This window comes from Paenibacillus pasadenensis, from assembly GCF_002864175.1.
Lineage (GTDB): Bacteria > Bacillota > Bacilli > Paenibacillales > Paenibacillaceae > Paenibacillus_O > Paenibacillus_O pasadenensis.
On sequence record NZ_NFEZ01000004.1, the window covers coordinates 324,518 to 340,442 of the forward strand.

Here is a 15,925-nt window from a genome sequence, read left to right on the forward strand (position 1 = left end):
TCCGAACGGCGGCTTTTTCTTTTGTTTACGTAAATCCCATCAAGGAGGAATGTTCCATGCAACAAGGTACTGTAAAATGGTTCAACGCAGAAAAAGGCTACGGCTTCATCGAGGTAGAGGGCGGCGAAGACGTATTCGTACACTTCAGCGCCATCCAATCCGAAGGCTTCCGCACGCTGGATGAAGGCCAACGCGTTGAGTTCAACGTCGTTGCCGGCAACCGCGGCCCGCAAGCCGAGAACGTCGTTAAAATCTACTAATTGCCGCGCCCTGCATCAGCAGGGCTTTTTTTCTCGAATTGCCGGCGCCAGGAGGCGGGCTACTTTGAACAGGAGGCGAAGCTCGAATGTATTACTCCCGCAAGAAACCTCAGGCGGAGCTGCCGACCGAGATCACCGAGATCTGGTCCTGCGTAAGCGAGGACTGCAATGGATGGATGCGCAAAAATTTCGCTCTGGACGAAGTGCCGACATGCTTCTTATGCCAGTCTCCGATGGAGCACGCGACCCGCGAGCTGCCGGTGCTGCATGACAACAGCGCTTCCGCGCTGAAAAAGCAGGCTTCCGGCGACGAATAAGCCAGACCCGAAGACAGCCCCGAGCGGGCTGTCTTTTTTTATGCCGCATTCGTGCATGTTTTTCCAGGCGAAAACGTGAGGACGATCACAGTCTCTCCTGCCTCCCGCCTCTACAATGGAGGCAAAGGCTAGCGCGCCACCAAAGGAGGAGCCCTCATGTACGAACAACCGCTGGAGAAGCTGGCGAGGCTGGCTGCGGACAAAAGCCGGATGCAGCGCGAGCGGCCGCTGCGTTATCTCGTGCACTGCATGCTGGCCGGAGCGTATGTCGGCCTGGGAATCGTGCTGATCTTCCTGATCGGCGCGCCGCTGCTGGCGGCGCACTCGCCGGTCGTCTCGCTCGTCATGGGCGCGTTTTTCGGCATCGCGCTCACGCTTGTCGTATTCGCCGGAGCGGAGCTGTTCACCGGCAACAACATGTATTTCACGATCGGCCGCCTCTCGGGAACGGTCACCTGGGGGGACGCGCTTCGCAACTGGGCGTTCGTGTTCGCCGGCAACCTGCTCGGCGCGCTCGCGCTGTGCGGACTCGTCGTCGGGGCCGGCGTCTTCCACGGCATCGGTCCGGATCATATCCTGTTCGCGATCGCGGCGAAAAAGATGCATCTGGGCTATGCCGAGCTGTTCTTCCGCGGCATCCTCTGCAACATGCTCGTCTGCCTGGCGCTCTGGTGCGGAGCCCGCGCCAAGTCGGAGACGGCGAAGCTCATCCTCATCTGGTGGATGCTGCTGGCCTTCATCGCGAGCGGCTACGAGCACAGCGTCGCCAACATGACGCTGCTCAGCCTGTCGCTGCTGCTGCCGCATCCCGGCACGGTCACGCTCGCCGGATGGCTGCATAACCTGATTCCCGTCACGCTCGGCAACATCGTCGGCGGCGGCCTGATCATCGGCGCGTCCTACTGGTTCATCAGCCCGGTGCGGCTCGGAGGGAGCGCTCCGCGACCAACTGGCGGCAGCGACGGGCCGAAGCGCCGCCGTCAAGTGCTCTAAAGCGGCAAGAAGCGCCCGGATCCGCATTCCATGCGGGCCGAGGCGCTTTTTTCGATTGGCCGTCCTGCTGCTGCAAACGGCCCGTTGACAGCCCGGGAGGGGTAAGCTATAGTCATACAAATTAAACCCACTATGTAGATGTGAGAAATATACTTTGGGGGGCGGCCCATGAATATCGACAATATCGAGGCATTCGTCTACGTCAACCATTACGGGAGCTTCAACAAGGCGGCCGATGCGCTATATCTTTCCCAGCCGTCCGTGACCTCACGCATACAAACGCTGGAACGGGACCTGGACGCCAAGCTGTTCGAGCGCCAGGCCAAGGGAGTGCAGCTGACGGACACGGGCAAGACGTTCCTTCCCTACGCGCAGCAGATCCTCCAGACGTATCGCAAGGGCAAGCTTCATCTGCAGAAGAAGCCGTCCGTACCTCAGGAGCTGCGCATCGGAAGCACCGTCTCCGTCTCCACCTACATCATTCCGGAGCTTCTGCCCTTCCTCAAGGGCCTCTTCCCCGAGCTGACGTTCAAGCTGATGACGGCTACGACCGACGAGCTGGGCGCGCGGCTGCTCGAGCAGGAGATCGACATCGCGTTCGTGCGCAAGCTGACTCATCCCTCCCTCCGCTCCTATCCGCTCTACGACGATCCGATCCGGCTCTATGTCTACGACAGCCATCCGTTTGCCGCTCGCGGCCGGATCGAGCTGTCCGAGCTTGCGGGGGAGAAGCTGGTGTTCTTCGAATGCGGGTCGCTTGACTGGCTGCGGCTGCATCGGGTGTTCGAGAGCTTGGAGCAGCCGCCGGATATCGTCTGCCATGCCGATCAATCCGAGACGGCCAAAAAGCTCGTGCTTGGCCGCGCGGGCATCGCTTTCCTGCCTGGCGTCTGCATTCGGGAGGAAGCGGCGAAAGGACGGCTCGTGCCCGTCGAGATCGCGGAGACGGCCGGCATCTCCCTGCAGACGAGCCTCAGCGTGCGCAGCGGCGAATATGCCGAGCTGGTGGAAGCGATCCGGAGCTTCCAAGCCTTTTCTATGATCGAATAGAACAAGTCTATTGGCCGGGCGGCGGCAGACGGTGCTACAGTAGACACAGGGCTTAATTCATACTAATTGCATAGGAATTGTTATGAAATTAATGGCTGAGGAGGAATCAGGATGGGGGAGCTGTACCGGATCGCCGTCGAAAAGGATGCGCCGCGCCTGCAGCAGATCGTCTACGGCGCCTACGAGCAGATCCGCGAGCTGAAACTGAGCTGGCCTGCCGCCCATGCGGATGAGGAATTGATCCGAAGCAACATCCGCGAACATGAATGCTACGTGCTGGAGCTGGACGGGGAGTTGGCCGCGACGATCACGCTGTCGAAGGGCGAGGAGGCGAAGGCGATTACCGACCTGCCCTTCCTGAAATGGTTCGCGGTCGCCCCGGAGCTGCAGAGCCGCGGCGTCGGCTCCAAGCTGCTGTCTTGGGTCGAGCAGGAGGTGCTGGCGCGCCGCTTGGGCGCAGAGGCGGTCACGCTGGCGACTGCGGAGCGGCATCCGTGGCTGCTCTCGATGTACGAGCGCAAAGGCTACGAGCGGTATCGAGCGATCGACTTCGGCAACGGCGACGGGACGATGCATCTGCTGCGCAAACGGCTGCAGCCGCAGCTGCAAGACTAAGCGAACGATTGAAAAAGGGGAGATTCCGATGAACAGACGACTTTCACCATCCTGGACTTATTCGGCACGGCCGCTGCTGCTGTCCGCCGCGCTGCTCGCGGGGCTGGCGCTGGCCGGCTGCGGAGCCGGAACCAATGCCGATGCCAATGGCGGAATCGCCGATACCGGCGCTTCGAAGGCCAGTGCGGCGCCCGGAGCGGAAGGCTCGGCGCAGCCGGCGAAAAAGATCATCGTCGGCACGGGCACGCAGTTCCCTCAGGTGTGCTTCATCGACGCCAACGGCAAGCTGACCGGGTTCGACGTGGAGCTGGTGCGGGAGCTCGACAAGCGTTTGCCCGCCTACGAGTTCGAGTTTCAGACGCTGGAGTTCAAGAGCCTGCTGCTCAGCCTCGAGACGGGCAAGATCGACTTCGCCGCGCATGAGTTCGAGAAAAATCCGGAGCGGACGGAGAAGTACCTGTTCAACAAGGAGCCTTACGCCCATTGGCGCAACAAGATCGTCGTCGCCAAGGACAATAACGATCCGATCGAGTCGCTGGCCGACCTGCACGGCAAGAAGTTCCTGACCTCGCCGACGAGCGCGCAGGCGCAGATTCTGGAAAACTACAACAAGGAGCACGGCGATCCGCTGAAAATCGTCTACTCCAGCGGAGTGGCCAACGATACGGTGAATCAGATCACGAGCGGCCGCGTGGACGCGGCGCTCGCAGCCGACTTCTCGCTGTCGCTGATCGATCCCCAGGGCAAGCTGAAGCGGGTCGGCAAGGCGTTGTCGGAGGCGGACATCTTGTTTGTCTTCCGTAAGAACGAGCCCGAGTCGCAAAAGCTCGCTGACGACATTGACGCCGCGCTCAAGGAAGTGAAGGCTGACGGCACGCTGGCGAAGCTGAGCGAGCAGTGGCTCGGAGCGGACTTCACCTCCGAAGAGGACTAACAGCCCGAGCCGGCTTCGGGAACGAGGAGGACCTGCCGATGGGCGGATTGCCGTTTGACTTTGCCTATGTGATCGACTTCATCCCCAAGCTGCTCGGCACGCTCGGGCTGACGCTGCGGATCGTCGCCGGCTCCTTGCTGCTCGGCCTGCTGGCCGGCCTGCTGGCGGCGTTGCCGCGGCTGTACCGGATCCCCGTGCTGGCGCAGCTTTCGCAGCTGTACGCGTCGTTTTTCCGGGGGACGCCGATCCTCATCCAGCTGTTCCTGTTCTACTACGGGCTGCCGGAGCTGCTGAAGCTGGCGCATGTGGACGTGAGCAAGACGCCGGTGCTCGTTTTTGTCATCCTGACGTACGGGCTTCATACCGGGGCGTACGTTTCCGAGACGATCCGCGCGTCGATCCAGGCGGTCGACCGCGGGCAGGTGGAGGCCGCCTACACGGTCGGCATGACCGGCGTGCAGGCATTCCGCCGCATCGTCGCGCCGCAGGCGCTGGCGATCGCGGTGCCGGTGCTGTCCAACCTGACGCTGGCGCTGCTCAAGGACACCTCGCTCGCCTTCACGCTCGGCGTCATGGAGATGACCGGCAAGTCGCAGACGCTGGCCTCGCTCACGCAGCATTTCGCCGAAGCGTATTTGGCGCTGGCGCTCGTGTACTTCGTCGTCGCGTTCGTGCTGGAAAAGCTGATGAAGCTCGGCGAGCGCCGGCTGCTGCGGCATGAGCGGAGCGGAGATGAGCCGGGGAGCCCCCGCCGCTTCGCGGGCCTGAGGCCGTCCGTGCGGCCATCTCCGATCCAGGAGCTGAAAGGAGGGAACGCGCCATGAATCTGGACCTGGCGTTCATCGCGGAGGCGCTGCTGAAGCTGCTGCCCGCCGTGCCGACGACGCTGCTGCTGACGGCGGTGTCGGCCTTCTGCGGCCTTGCGGCAGGCAGCGTGCTGGCGCTGCTGCGATTTTTCTCGGTGCCGGTGCTGGGCCGGCTCGCCGCCGGCTGGGTGACGGTCATCCGGGGCACGCCGATGCTGACGCATCTGCTGCTGCTCTACGTCGGGCTGCCGCTGCTGATCGACAGCGTGGCCGGTCAGCTCGGCTCGTCGTGGACGTCGGCGCGCATTCCGATGATCGCGTTCGCGATGCTGTCGTTCTCGATCACGGCATCCGCGTACGGCTCGGAGGTGATCCGCTCCGGCCTGCTCGCCGTCAGCCGCGGGCAGATGGAGGCGGCGCTTTCGGTCGGCATGACCGTGCCGCAGGCGCTGCGGCGCATCGTCTTTCCGCAGGCGCTGGCGGCGAGCGTGCCGAACCTGACGAACTTCGTCATCGGCATGCTGCACGCCTCGACGCTCGCCTTTGTCGTGTCGGTCGTCGACATCAACGCGCAGGCCGAGATCGTCGCTTCGACGAACTGGAAGTACTTTGAGGCGTTCCTGGCCGCGGCGGTGCTGTTCTGGGCGATGACGCTCGTGCTGGAGCGGATCGGGGCGGTATTGGAGAAGCGCGTCAGTCGTTACCATCGGGGGGGAGTCGCATGATTCGGCTGAAGGGAATCCGCAAGTCGTTCGGACGGACGGAGGTGCTCAAGGGCATTGACCTGAGCGTGGAAAAAGGAGAGGTGCTCGCGATCCTCGGCCCGAGCGGTTCGGGCAAGACAACGCTGCTGCGCTGCCTGAACTTTTTGGAGCGGCCGTCGGAGGGCAGCATCCATATCGGCGGCTTCTCCGCCGACTGCCGCTCGATCCGCCGCCGGGACATCCACGAGCTGCGCCGCCGCACGGCGATGGTGTTCCAGCAGTACAACCTGTTCCGCCACAAGACGGCGCTCGAGAACGTGATGGAGGGGCTGGTCGTCGCCCGCCGGATGCCCCGGGAGGAAGCGCGCCGGCGCAGCGTCGAGCTGCTGGAGAAGGTCGGGCTCGGCGAGCGGCTGGACGCCTATCCGAGCCAGCTGTCGGGCGGGCAGCAGCAGCGGGTCGGCATCGCCCGGGCGCTGGCGCTCGAGCCGGAGGTCATCCTGTTCGACGAGCCGACGTCGGCGCTCGATCCCGAGCTCGTCGGCGAGGTGCTGGCGGTGCTCCGCCGCATCGCCCGCGAGGGCATCACGATGATCGTCGTCACCCACGAGATGGGCTTCGCGCAGGATGTCGCGAGCCGCGTCGTGTTCATGGACGACGGGGCCGTCGTCGAGGAGGGGCCGCCGGAGGAGCTGTTCCGCAGGCCCAAGGAGGAGCGCACGCGGCAGTTCCTGCGGCGCATCACGCCGGAGGCGACGTATTCAATCTGAAATAGGGAGGTTCCGCCATGTCTTCGTTGTCCATCAGCGTGCTTGACCAGAGTCCGATCCATCCCGGCGAGACGCCGGAGCAGGCGCTGGCCCATACCGTGCGGCTGGCGCGCCGCGCCGAGGAGCTCGGGCTGCGGCGCTTCTGGGTCGCCGAGCATCATGACAGCGAGCAGCTCGCCGGCTCGTCGCCGGAAGCGCTCATCGGCTACCTGCTGGCCCGCACGGAGCGCATCCGCATCGGCTCGGGCGGCGTCATGCTGCAGCATTACAGTCCGTACAAGGTAGCGGAGACGTTCCACGTGCTGGCGGCGCTGGCGCCGGGCCGCGTCGATCTCGGCGTCGGCCGCGCGCCCGGCGGGCTGCCCCGCAGCACGCAGGCGCTGCGGCAGGGAGCGGGCAGCGCGGGCGGGCCGCTCGAAGGCAAGCTTGAGGAGCTGAGCGGCTACCTCGGCGGCCGTCCGCTCGCCGAGCCGCATCCGCTGGCGGGCCTGCGCGCCGCGCCGGCACCGGCGCAGCCGCCGCTGCTGCATGTGCTCGGGGCGAGCGAGGAAAGCGCCCGCTCGGCCGGGAAGCTCGGCTTGCCTTATGTATTCTCGCTGTTCATCGGCGCAGACGAGGAATTGGCAATACGAGCGGCGCAGGCGTACCGCGAAAGCTTCGACGCCTCCTCCGGGCGGCAGCCGGAGCTGATCGTCGCCGTCGCGGCGGTCGCTGCCGATACGGACGCGGCGGCCGAGGCGCAGCTGACGCCGCAGAAGGTCGTCAAGACGCATCTGCAGGACGGGCGCACGGTGACGCTCGGGACGCGGGAGCAGGCCGAGGAGTTCGGCCGCCAGTCCGGCCTCGAGTACCGGATCGAGGAGAAGGAAGCGATCGTCTACGCCGGCTCCAAGGAGACGGTGGGACGCAAGCTGCGGTCGCTGCAGGCAGCGACCGGGGCGGCGGAGTTCATCGTGGTCACGAACGTGCCGGACTTCTCCGCGCGGCTGCGCTCGTTCGAGCTGCTGGCGGAGCTGGTTGCGGAGCCGGCGGCGGGGCTGGAAGCCGGGGCGGATGCAGGATTGGGGGTCGAAGCGGCAGCGGGGCTGGAAGCCGGGGCGGCCGCCGGAGAGCCGGCGTGAGCGGGACGGACCAGGAGCTGGAGGCGCGGCTCGTCGCCGTCCGGCGGGAGCTGCACCGCCATCCGGAGCTGTCCCGCGAGGAGCGGGAGACGACGCGCCGCCTGCAGGCCTGGCTGGAGGAGGCGGGCATTCGCCCGCTCGGCCGCTACGGGCTCCGCACTGGCCTGATCGCCGAGATCGGCGGGCCGGGTCCGGTCGTGGCGCTGCGCGCGGATATCGACGCGCTGCCGATCCAGGAGGAGACAGGGCTGCCGTTCGCCTCGCTGGCGCCGGGCGTCATGCATGCATGCGGGCATGACTTCCACGCGGCGGCCCTCGTCGGAGCCGCGCTTCTGTTGCAGCGCCGGGCGGGCGAGCTTCCCGGCACGGTGCGGCTGCTGTTCCAGCCGGCGGAGGAAAAGGCGAGCGGCGCCCGCGAGCTGATCGCCGCCGGCGCTCTCGACGGCGCGCGCGCCGTGTTCGGGCTGCACAACAAGCCCGACTTGCCGGTCGGCGCTGCCGGCATCAAGGCCGGCCCGCTCATGGCCGCCGCCGACGGCTTCGTCGTCGAGGTGAGGGGCCGCGCCGCGCATGCGGCCGTGCCGGAAGCGGGCCTCGATCCGATCGCGGCGGCGGCGCATGTCGTGACGGCGCTGCAGACGATCGCGAGCCGCAGCGTCGGTCCGCTGGACAGCGTCGTCGTCAGCGTGACGAAGCTCCATAGCGGCACGTCATGGAACATCATTCCCGACCTGGCGGTGCTGGAGGGCACGATCCGCACGTTCGACGAGGCGGTGCGCCGGCGCGTGCTGGAGCGCTTCGAGGCGATCGTCGTCGGCGTCGCCTCGGCGCTCGGAACGGAGGCGACGCTGCGCTGGGTGCAAGGTCCGCCGCCGGTGCTGAACGATCCGTCGCTGGCGGAGCTGGGACGCGAGGCGGCCGCGGCGGCCGGCCTGGAGCCGGTCGAGCCCTCGCCATCGCTGGCGGGCGAGGACTTCGCGTTCTACCAGCGCGAGGTCCCGGGCCTGTTCGTGTTCCTGGGGACGAACGGGCCGCAGGAGTGGCATCATCCCCGCTTCGACGTCGACGAGCGGGCGCTGCTGCCGGCGGCGCGGCTGCTGGCCGAGCTGGCCGAGCGGGCGCTGCGGCGGTTCGCGGCAGAGGGGGATGGGACGGGGACCGAAGAAAGCGGAGAGTCGAAGCATGGAGGAGGAGAAGCGCATGAGCGCGATCGATCTGCAAGCCTTTCGCCAGACGCATGAGCAGCTGGCGCAGGCCATCGAGGGACTGGACGAGCGGCAGCTGAAGGAAAAGGAGGCTCCCGGCAAGTGGAGCGTGACGGAGGTTCTGGCCCATCTGGCCGACCACAGCATCGTCGTGTCGTTCCGCATCCGCGACATCCTCGCCGATACGGAGGCCGGGCTGCCGCGCTTCGATCAGGACCGCTGGGTGTCGGGCCAGCATGGCAACGAGGAGGAGGCAGCGGAGCATCTGGCGGCGTTCGCGGCGCTGCTGCGGGCGAACGCCCGGCTGCTGGAGCGGCTGGATGCGGGGGAGCTGGCCAAGCGGGGCATTACGTTCAAAGGCGACCCGATCGACCTGCGAGGCATCGTGGACGGCTTCGTCCGGCATGTCGGCACGCATCTGGCGCAGATCGCCCGCATAAGGCGGGCCGTGGAAGCCGTGCGCTGAACGCGGAAAACAAGGGGGAATTCGAGATGGGCAAGCGCAAACAGCTGCGCCTGGGAGCGATGCTCCACGGCGTCGGCAGCAGCACGTCGCTATGGAGGCATCCTGATATCCAGGCGGATGCGAGCACGAACTTCAAGCTGTACCGGGAGTGGACGCGCAAGGCGGAGGAGGGCCGGTTCGACCTCGTGTTCGTCGCCGACGGTCTGTACATCAACGAAAAGTCGATTCCGCACTTCCTCGACCGCTTCGAGCCGATCACGATTTTGAGCGCGCTCGCCGCCGCCAGCGAGCGGATCGGCCTCGTCGGCACGCTCTCGACGTCGTACAGCGAGCCGTTCACGGTCGCCCGGCAGTTCGGCTCGCTCGACAAGATCAGCGGCGGCCGCGCCGGCTGGAACATCGTCACCTCGCCGCTCGAGGGCTCGGCGCTCAACTTCGGGCCGAAGCGGCATCCGCAGCATGACGAGCGGTACCGCATCGCTAAGGAGCATCTGGACGTCGTGCGCGGGTTGTGGGACTCGTGGGAGGACGATGCGTTTCCGCGAGACAAGGAGCGGGGCATCTACTTCGACCGCAGCCGGCTGCATGAGCTGAACCACGAGGGCGAGTTCTTCTCCGTCAAGGGGCCGCTGAACATCTCGCGCTCGCCGCAGGGGCATCCCGTGCTGTTCCAGGCGGGAGCCTCGGAGGTCGGGCGGGACTACGCGGCTCGGGAGGCGGATGCGATTTTCGCCGGCCACGATACGTTGGAGGAGGCGGCTGCTTTTTATGCGGACGTCAAAAGGCGCGCGGCCTCGTTCGGCCGGAATCCGGACGACCTGCTCGTCTTTCCGGGCATCGGGCCGATCGTCGGCTCTACGGAGGAGGAGGCCGAGCGCAAGTACCGCGAGACGGCGGAGCTCGTCTCGGCCGAGGACGCGCTGCTTTATCTGGGCCGCTTCTTCGAGCATCATGACTTCTCGCAGTACGAGCTTGACGCTCCGTTCCCGGATCTCGGGGAGCTCGGGCAGAACAGCTTCCGCAGCACGACCGACCGCATCAAGGCGACGGCCCGCGAGCAGGGACTGACGCTGCGCGAGGCGGCGCTGCAGGTGGCGACGCCGCGGACGCCGTTCATCGGCACGCCGGAGCAGGTCGCGGACCGCGTACAGGCGTGGTTTGAGGCGGACGCGGCGGATGGCTTCATGATCGGCGCGAGCGTGCCGCGGGCGTTGGAGGACTTCATCGACCATGTCGTGCCGATCCTGCAGGCGCGCGGCCTGTTCCGCCACGAGTATGAGGCGGATACGCTTCGCGGCAACCTCGGCTTGCCGGTTCCGGAAACCCGTTACGCCGCCGCCCGACGTGCGGAAGTGCGGACGAATGCGGGGGCAGCGGTGGATGCGAGGACGCCGGCGGAGGCATAGGCTGCGAAAGCGGCCGGATCAGGCGCAGGGCTGAGGAAGCAGGGCTGAGGAAGCAGGTCTGCGGAGGCGGCAGCGACGATCGGCGGGCGGATGCGCCTGCGCCGAGCGGCAGACTGGAGCGGGGCCAAGCCCCGCTTCTTTTTCGCGTATTCGCGAAAGTCGATTCCGCCGTAGACAGACGCCGGACAGCCATGATACAACCATGGGTAGATCGAACCAGACGAGGAGTCCCGTCCATGCCTAAGATGCCCCGCCTTTGCTTGCCTCCTGCCCGCAAGCTGCTGCTTGCGGGCGCCGCGGCGCTGCTGCTGGCAGCCGCATGCCCGCTCCATCCTTCGCTGCCGGCCGCTTCCGCAGCCCAGGCTCATGCCGATGGTTCGAAGCCGTCCCTCGGCTTCGAGCTCAAGATCGAGCCGATCTGGCTGTCGGGCCAGATGATGCTGCCCGCCAAAGCGTTCGCCAAAGGAGCCGGCGCCAGCCTGGTCTTCTCGAAAGGCGCCATCACGCTGAAAAAAGGGGCGATCCAGGTAAACGGAGCGGTCGGATCGCCTAAAGCGGTCGCGAACGGCCAGTCGGTCCGACTGCCCTATTCGCCGAAGCTGATCCAAGGCGCGCTCTATATTCCGGTCCTCATGGCCGCGAAGACGCTGGGAATGGATCAAAGCGCCTATGAGAAAGCGACAGGAAAGCTGACGTTTTCCTACAGCCCTTACCAGGCGATGGAATTCGAGGAACGGATGTTTCATGCGGCCAGAGATGGAGAGGCGGCCACGGTCAAGGAGATGCTGCGGCGCGGAGCCGATCCGCTGGCGCGCGGACATGGCTACGGCGACTCGACGGCTCTGGATGTGGCGATCCGCCTCGCTCGGATGGATGCGGTCGAAGCTCTGCTCGCCGCCGGGTCGACGTTCGATCCGCAGCTTGCCGCCGACTTCCTCGAGCCGTCTCAGAGAGCGGGCAAGAGCGGCCTGCTGCGGCTGCTGCTGGAGCATGGCCTGGATCCGAACACGATCGAGCCGGTGTCAGGACGCTCCCTCCTGGAAATCGCGAGCTCGGGCGGCGCTTATACCGTCGACGGCAAGGACGTCTTCTTCGAGATCGACCCGGAGCTCGTCCGGCTGCTGCTGCAGCATGGCGCCGACCCGAACGTAGGCTCGCCGCTTGCCCAAGCGGTGTTTGGCGGAAGCTTCGAAGCGACGCAGCTGCTGCTGGCGAGCGGAGCCGATCCCGAGCGCTCCGTCGGGAACCGGGGAAGCGCCGCAGGCACGGCTCGCATGCAGGGCCTGTCGAAGTGGCTCCGCCCAAGTCAAGCCAAGCCAGCGATTCCCGAGCTGTCCTTCCTGGACGACCAAGGAAACGCGCTGATTTATGGAAGCTATCTGCTCGGCCTGGACGCGCAGCCGGAGTTCCCGCTGTATTGGAACGGCCCTGCTGCATATGTGGATCGGGCGGACGGGGCTTATCGGCTGCGCAACGTCACGAGCGGTCCGGCAGCGTGGCTGCTGAGCGATCAGACGATCGCTCTTTCAGCGGGCAAGGCCGTGCCATCCCAGCTGCGGCTGCCTGCGTTCAACGTGTCGGTCTCCGTGGAAGCAGAGCGCGCCGACCTCTGGTCCGGCTACGGCGGGCTCTATGACGCGCAGGGCAGCCTGCTGCTCTCGCTGTCCGTCCACTACGGGAAGTGCCGGCTGCATCTTCCGCCGGGCCGCTATGATCTCGTCGTCTCCGGCTCGGCCGGTCCCTACAGCGGGAACGAGAGAAAGGTCGCTTCCATCGTCGTACCGGCGGACGGAAGCGCGGTTCAAGCGGTGGCGGTGACGAAATAAAGCGATATTTTCAACTGCCCGTTGTATACCCGACTATTCCGATATATAATCTGCTTACATCAACGCTACATGGGGATCATTCGGGGGAGGAATTCAATCATGGCAAGAAAAGCTTCGCCGGTGGAGCAGGTCGTCGCCATCGGCATCGGCGCGGCGCTGTTCGTCGTGCTGGGAAGGTTCGGCTCGATTCCGTCCGGCATACCGGACACGAACATCGAGACGACCTACGCCCTGCTGGCGCTGTTCGCGGTGCTGTACGGACCGCTCGCGGGCCTGCTGATCGGCCTCATCGGCCACACGATCAAGGACGCGATTTCATTCGGCCCGTGGTTCAGCTGGATCATCGCCTCGGCGGTGGTCGGCCTGATCATCGGCCTGGCGGCGCGCAAGATCGACGTGCGGGACGGGGAGTTCGGCAAAAAAGACCTGATCCGCTTCAACCTGTACCAGATCATCGCGAACGCGGCCGCCTGGTTCGTCGTAGCGCCGGTGCTGGACATCGTCATCTACGCCGAACCGGTGAACAAGGTGTTCACGCAAGGGCTCGTCGCCGGCCTGTCCAACATCGTGACGGTCGCGGTCCTCGGCTCGCTGCTGCTGGCGGCCTACGCCAAGACCCGCACCAAAAAAGGCAGCCTGACGCGCGAGCTGTAATTGCCCTGCAGGCACGAGATCAATCGAGACAAGCTTGGGGCCGGCGCGCTGCGCCGGCTCCGCTGCTTTTTCAGAGGAGGACATCATCATGAACGAACGCATGGACGAGACGGCTCCGCATGCGGGCGGCATCGGCCTGGCCGCGCCGCCGGCAGCGGCGGGCCGCGCTGCCGGAGCCCGCGCCGACAACGGGCCGCCGGTCATCGAGCTGGACGGCTTCGGCTTCCAGTACCGCAGCCAGCAGGAGCCGACGCTGCATGACATCACCCTGACGATCGCCGCCGGCGAGAAGGTGCTCATCGTCGGTCCGTCCGGCTCGGGCAAAAGCACGCTCGCCCACTGCCTGAACGGCCTCGCGCCGCATGTGCATTCCGGCGAGATGACGGGCCGGGCGCGCGTCTGCGGCCGGGAGCTGGCCGGACTCGGCATCCTCGAGCTGTCGAGGCTGATCGGCACGGTGCTGCAGGATTCCGACGGGCAGTTCGTCGGCATGACGGTCGGCGAGGACATCGCCTTCGAGCTGGAAAACCGCGCCGTGCCGCAGACGGAGATGCGGGAGCGCGTGGAGCGGGCCGCGCGCGCCGTCGGCATGGAGGCGCATCTGGGCGCTTCGCCGCAGACGCTGTCGGGCGGCCAGAAGCAGCGCGTCTCGATGGCGGGCGTGCTCGTCAGCGACACGCCGGTGCTGCTGTTCGACGAGCCGCTGGCCAGCCTCGATCCCGAGGCCGGACGGCAGGCGGTGGAGCGGATCGACGCCATCCACCGCGAGACGGGCAAGACGATCGTCATCGTCGAGCATCGGCTGGAGGAGGTGCTCCATCGCCCGGTCGACCGCATCGTCGTTTTCGCCGACGGCCGGATCGTGGCCGACCTGCCGCCGGCGGAGCTGCTCAGCTCGCCGCTGCTGGCCGAGACGGGCTTGCGCGAGCCGCTGTATGTGACCGCGCTGCGGCATGCGGGCTGCGCGATCTCGCCGGAGCTGCATCCGGAGAGCCTCGAGCGGCTGGAGCTCGCCAGCATCCGCGAGCCGCTGCGCGACTGGCATGAGGCGGCGCCGTCCGACCCGCCTCCGCCTCGCCGCTCGCCCGTGCTGGAGCTGGAGGACGTGCAGTTCGCCTATGACGACGAGGGACCGGCGGTGCTGAGCGGGCTGTCGCTGCAGCTCGGCGAGGGCGAGCTGCTGGCCGTCGCGGGGCATAACGGAGCGGGCAAGTCGACGCTGGCGCGGCTCATCTGCGGCTTTTACCGGCCGACGTCCGGGCGCATCCTCCACCGGGGGCGCGACCTGGCGGGCGACACGATCAAGGAACGCTCGGAGCGGATCGGATTCGTCATGCAGAACCCGAACCACATGCTGTCCAAGACGCTGCTCTACGACGAGGTCGCGCTCGGCCTGCGGCTGCGCGGCGTGCCCGAGGACGAGGCGCGGGAGCGGGTGCTGGAGACGCTGCGCATCTGCGGCCTCCATCCCTTCCGCAGCTGGCCGGTCTCGGCGCTCAGCTACGGCCAGAAGAAGCGGGTGACGATCGCCTCCATCCTCGTGCTGGATCCCGACATCCTGCTGCTGGACGAGCCGACGGCCGGGCAGGACTACCGCCATTACAACGAGATGATGGAGTTCGTGCTGCAGCTCAAGGAACGGGGGAAAAGCATCCTCGTCATCACGCATGACATGCATCTGATGATGGAGTACGCCGAGCGCACCGTCGTCATCGGAGACGGCCGGGTGCTGGCGGACGCGCCTCCCGCGACGATCCTGACTGATGCGGAGCTCGTGCGCCGGGCGAGCCTGCGCGAGACGTCGCTGCAGCGGCTCGCCGAGCGCGCGGGCATCGGGGCGCCGGCGGAATTCGTCGGGCGGTTCATCCGCCGCGACCGGGAGGGGAGAGGACGATGAAGGCCAAGCTGATCGCCTATACGGGACAAGACTCGCCGATCCACCGGCTGACGGGCGCGGCCAAGCTGGTCGTTTTCGCCGTCTGGTCCGTCACCGCCATGATCACCTACGACACCCGGGTGCTGCTCGTGCTGCTCGCGCTCGGCCTGATCGCCTTCCGCGTCTCGCGCGTCCGCTTCCGGGACTTCTCGTTCGTGCTTGCGCTCATCCTCGTCTTCTTCCTGATGAACCATGTCGCGATCTTCCTGTTCTCGCCGCTGGAGGGCGTCCGCATCTACGGGACCCGGCACGACCTGCTGCACCTGGTCGGCCGCTGGTGGGTGACGGAGGAGCAGCTGTTCTACCAGCTCAACGTGGCGCTCAAGTACCTGGCCGTCATCCCGATGGCGCTGCTGTTCATCCTGACGACCGATCCCGGCGAGTTCGCCTCGTCGCTGAACCGGGTCGGCGTCAGCTACCGGATCGCCTGCTCGGTGTCGATCGCGATGCGCTACATCCCCGACATCCAGCGCGATTTCCAGAACATCCGCTTCGCGGCGCAGGCGCGCGGCCTCGACATCTCCCGCAAGGAGAAGCTGGTCAAACGAGTGCGCCATATGGTCGGCATCCTGCTGCCGCTCATCCTGACGAGCGTGCAGCGGATCGAGACGGTCAGCGCCGCGATGGAGCTGCGCGGCTTCGGCCAAGGGCCGAAGCGCACCTGGTACAGCGCGCGGCCGCTGCGCGCCGCCGATATCGCGGCGATCGCCTTCGTCGTCCTGCTCGCGGCGGCGTCGTTCTGGCTGACGTTCGAGGACGGCTCGCGCTTTTATAATCCGTTTGCGTAGCGCCGCCGCCGCCGTTTGGAGGCGGCCGCCGGGCGGGGCATAATGAAGAAGAAGCGACGCGGCGCGCGGAAGGA

17 protein-coding genes are annotated in these 15,925 nt (G+C 66.4%); all 17 read left to right on the forward strand.

Translation table 11 applies throughout. The annotated features are described in order from the left end of the window. Nucleotides 1-56: 56 nt before the first annotated feature. The 17 genes from B8V81_RS11155 to B8V81_RS11235 all read left to right on the forward strand — a co-directional run bounded on the left by B8V81_RS11155 (nucleotide 57) and on the right by B8V81_RS11235 (nucleotide 15,851). Complete coding sequence (locus tag B8V81_RS11155) at nucleotides 57-260, forward strand: cold-shock protein (protein ID WP_028599333.1); 204 nt, start codon at nucleotides 57-59, stop codon at nucleotides 258-260. Nucleotides 261-346: 86 nt separating this feature from the next. After that, nucleotides 347-577 (forward strand): cold-shock protein, encoded by a 231-nt coding sequence (locus B8V81_RS11160; RefSeq protein WP_028599334.1) that lies wholly within the window; start codon nucleotides 347-349, stop codon nucleotides 575-577. 156 nt (nucleotides 578-733) lie between these two features. Beyond that, nucleotides 734-1,570 (forward strand): formate/nitrite transporter family protein, encoded by an 837-nt coding sequence (locus tag B8V81_RS11165; RefSeq protein ID WP_101808383.1) that lies wholly within the window; start codon nucleotides 734-736, stop codon nucleotides 1,568-1,570. 168 nt (nucleotides 1,571-1,738) lie between these two features. Then, nucleotides 1,739-2,620, forward strand: a complete 882-nt coding sequence (locus B8V81_RS11170; protein ID WP_101808384.1) for a LysR family transcriptional regulator — start codon at nucleotides 1,739-1,741, stop codon at nucleotides 2,618-2,620. A 111-nt stretch (nucleotides 2,621-2,731) separates the two neighbouring features. Then, the gene (locus B8V81_RS11175; RefSeq protein WP_028599336.1) at nucleotides 2,732-3,235 is read left to right on the forward strand and encodes a GNAT family N-acetyltransferase; all 504 of its coding nucleotides are present in this window, start codon (nucleotides 2,732-2,734) and stop codon (nucleotides 3,233-3,235) included. Between the two features lie 28 nt (nucleotides 3,236-3,263). Then, nucleotides 3,264-4,169 (forward strand): transporter substrate-binding domain-containing protein, encoded by a 906-nt coding sequence (locus tag B8V81_RS11180; protein WP_052333337.1) that lies wholly within the window; start codon nucleotides 3,264-3,266, stop codon nucleotides 4,167-4,169. Between the two features lie 38 nt (nucleotides 4,170-4,207). Next, nucleotides 4,208-4,993: an amino acid ABC transporter permease gene (locus tag B8V81_RS11185; RefSeq protein ID WP_052333338.1), complete on the forward strand. Its 786-nt coding sequence runs from the start codon at nucleotides 4,208-4,210 to the stop codon at nucleotides 4,991-4,993. Continuing rightward, a complete protein-coding gene (locus tag B8V81_RS11190; RefSeq protein WP_028599338.1) occupies nucleotides 4,990-5,700 on the forward strand; it encodes an amino acid ABC transporter permease in 711 nt (236 codons plus the stop codon). Before B8V81_RS11185 ends, B8V81_RS11190 begins: the two co-directional genes overlap by 4 nt. After that, nucleotides 5,697-6,449 carry an amino acid ABC transporter ATP-binding protein gene (locus tag B8V81_RS11195; protein ID WP_028599339.1) on the forward strand — a complete coding sequence of 251 codons (753 nt, stop codon included), beginning with the start codon at nucleotides 5,697-5,699 and terminating at the stop codon, nucleotides 6,447-6,449. Before B8V81_RS11190 ends, B8V81_RS11195 begins: the two co-directional genes overlap by 4 nt. Nucleotides 6,450-6,466: 17 nt before the next feature. Further along, the gene (locus tag B8V81_RS11200) at nucleotides 6,467-7,570 is read left to right on the forward strand and encodes an MsnO8 family LLM class oxidoreductase (RefSeq protein WP_052333339.1); all 1,104 of its coding nucleotides are present in this window, start codon (nucleotides 6,467-6,469) and stop codon (nucleotides 7,568-7,570) included. Further along, nucleotides 7,567-8,811, forward strand: a complete 1,245-nt coding sequence (locus tag B8V81_RS11205; RefSeq protein WP_101808385.1) for an amidohydrolase — start codon at nucleotides 7,567-7,569, stop codon at nucleotides 8,809-8,811. Before B8V81_RS11200 ends, B8V81_RS11205 begins: the two co-directional genes overlap by 4 nt. After that, nucleotides 8,771-9,241, forward strand: coding sequence for a DinB family protein (locus B8V81_RS11210; protein ID WP_028599340.1), 471 nt, complete (start codon nucleotides 8,771-8,773; stop codon nucleotides 9,239-9,241). The genes B8V81_RS11205 and B8V81_RS11210 overlap by 41 nt, the downstream gene beginning before the upstream one ends. Before the next feature lie 26 nt (nucleotides 9,242-9,267). Then, nucleotides 9,268-10,647: an LLM class flavin-dependent oxidoreductase gene (locus tag B8V81_RS11215; protein ID WP_028599341.1), complete on the forward strand. Its 1,380-nt coding sequence runs from the start codon at nucleotides 9,268-9,270 to the stop codon at nucleotides 10,645-10,647. A 236-nt stretch (nucleotides 10,648-10,883) separates the two neighbouring features. Beyond that, nucleotides 10,884-12,473, forward strand: a complete 1,590-nt coding sequence (locus B8V81_RS11220; RefSeq protein WP_164820115.1) for a stalk domain-containing protein — start codon at nucleotides 10,884-10,886, stop codon at nucleotides 12,471-12,473. A 99-nt stretch (nucleotides 12,474-12,572) separates the two neighbouring features. Further along, nucleotides 12,573-13,127 (forward strand): ECF-type riboflavin transporter substrate-binding protein, encoded by a 555-nt coding sequence (locus tag B8V81_RS11225; protein ID WP_028599343.1) that lies wholly within the window; start codon nucleotides 12,573-12,575, stop codon nucleotides 13,125-13,127. A gap of 88 nt (nucleotides 13,128-13,215) precedes the next feature. Next, nucleotides 13,216-15,024 carry an ABC transporter ATP-binding protein gene (locus tag B8V81_RS11230; RefSeq protein ID WP_240479035.1) on the forward strand — a complete coding sequence of 603 codons (1,809 nt, stop codon included), beginning with the start codon at nucleotides 13,216-13,218 and terminating at the stop codon, nucleotides 15,022-15,024. Next, a complete protein-coding gene (locus B8V81_RS11235) occupies nucleotides 15,021-15,851 on the forward strand; it encodes an energy-coupling factor transporter transmembrane component T family protein (protein WP_028599345.1) in 831 nt (276 codons plus the stop codon). The genes B8V81_RS11230 and B8V81_RS11235 overlap by 4 nt, the downstream gene beginning before the upstream one ends. The last annotated feature ends 74 nt before the right edge of the window (nucleotides 15,852-15,925 follow it).

What these genes read in the sequence shown, in the direction of transcription:
- B8V81_RS11165 (WP_101808383.1), top strand. Translation starts at nt 734, where the DNA reads ATGTACGAACAACCGCTGGAGAAGCTGGCGAGGCTGGCTGCGGACAAA.
- B8V81_RS11190 (WP_028599338.1), top strand. Translation starts at nt 4,990, where the DNA reads ATGAATCTGGACCTGGCGTTCATCGCGGAGGCGCTGCTGAAGCTGCTG.
- B8V81_RS11170 (WP_101808384.1), top strand. Translation starts at nt 1,739, where the DNA reads ATGAATATCGACAATATCGAGGCATTCGTCTACGTCAACCATTACGGG.
- B8V81_RS11200 (WP_052333339.1), top strand. Translation starts at nt 6,467, where the DNA reads ATGTCTTCGTTGTCCATCAGCGTGCTTGACCAGAGTCCGATCCATCCC.
- B8V81_RS11155 (WP_028599333.1), top strand. Translation starts at nt 57, where the DNA reads ATGCAACAAGGTACTGTAAAATGGTTCAACGCAGAAAAAGGCTACGGC.
- B8V81_RS11225 (WP_028599343.1), top strand. Translation starts at nt 12,573, where the DNA reads ATGGCAAGAAAAGCTTCGCCGGTGGAGCAGGTCGTCGCCATCGGCATC.
- B8V81_RS11185 (WP_052333338.1), top strand. Translation starts at nt 4,208, where the DNA reads ATGGGCGGATTGCCGTTTGACTTTGCCTATGTGATCGACTTCATCCCC.
- B8V81_RS11195 (WP_028599339.1), top strand. Translation starts at nt 5,697, where the DNA reads ATGATTCGGCTGAAGGGAATCCGCAAGTCGTTCGGACGGACGGAGGTG.
- B8V81_RS11220 (WP_164820115.1), top strand. Translation starts at nt 10,884, where the DNA reads ATGCCTAAGATGCCCCGCCTTTGCTTGCCTCCTGCCCGCAAGCTGCTG.
- B8V81_RS11210 (WP_028599340.1), top strand. Translation starts at nt 8,771, where the DNA reads ATGAGCGCGATCGATCTGCAAGCCTTTCGCCAGACGCATGAGCAGCTG.
- B8V81_RS11180 (WP_052333337.1), top strand. Translation starts at nt 3,264, where the DNA reads ATGAACAGACGACTTTCACCATCCTGGACTTATTCGGCACGGCCGCTG.
- B8V81_RS11230 (WP_240479035.1), top strand. Translation starts at nt 13,216, where the DNA reads ATGAACGAACGCATGGACGAGACGGCTCCGCATGCGGGCGGCATCGGC.
- B8V81_RS11175 (WP_028599336.1), top strand. Translation starts at nt 2,732, where the DNA reads ATGGGGGAGCTGTACCGGATCGCCGTCGAAAAGGATGCGCCGCGCCTG.
- B8V81_RS11235 (WP_028599345.1), top strand. Translation starts at nt 15,021, where the DNA reads ATGAAGGCCAAGCTGATCGCCTATACGGGACAAGACTCGCCGATCCAC.
- B8V81_RS11215 (WP_028599341.1), top strand. Translation starts at nt 9,268, where the DNA reads ATGGGCAAGCGCAAACAGCTGCGCCTGGGAGCGATGCTCCACGGCGTC.
- B8V81_RS11160 (WP_028599334.1), top strand. Translation starts at nt 347, where the DNA reads ATGTATTACTCCCGCAAGAAACCTCAGGCGGAGCTGCCGACCGAGATC.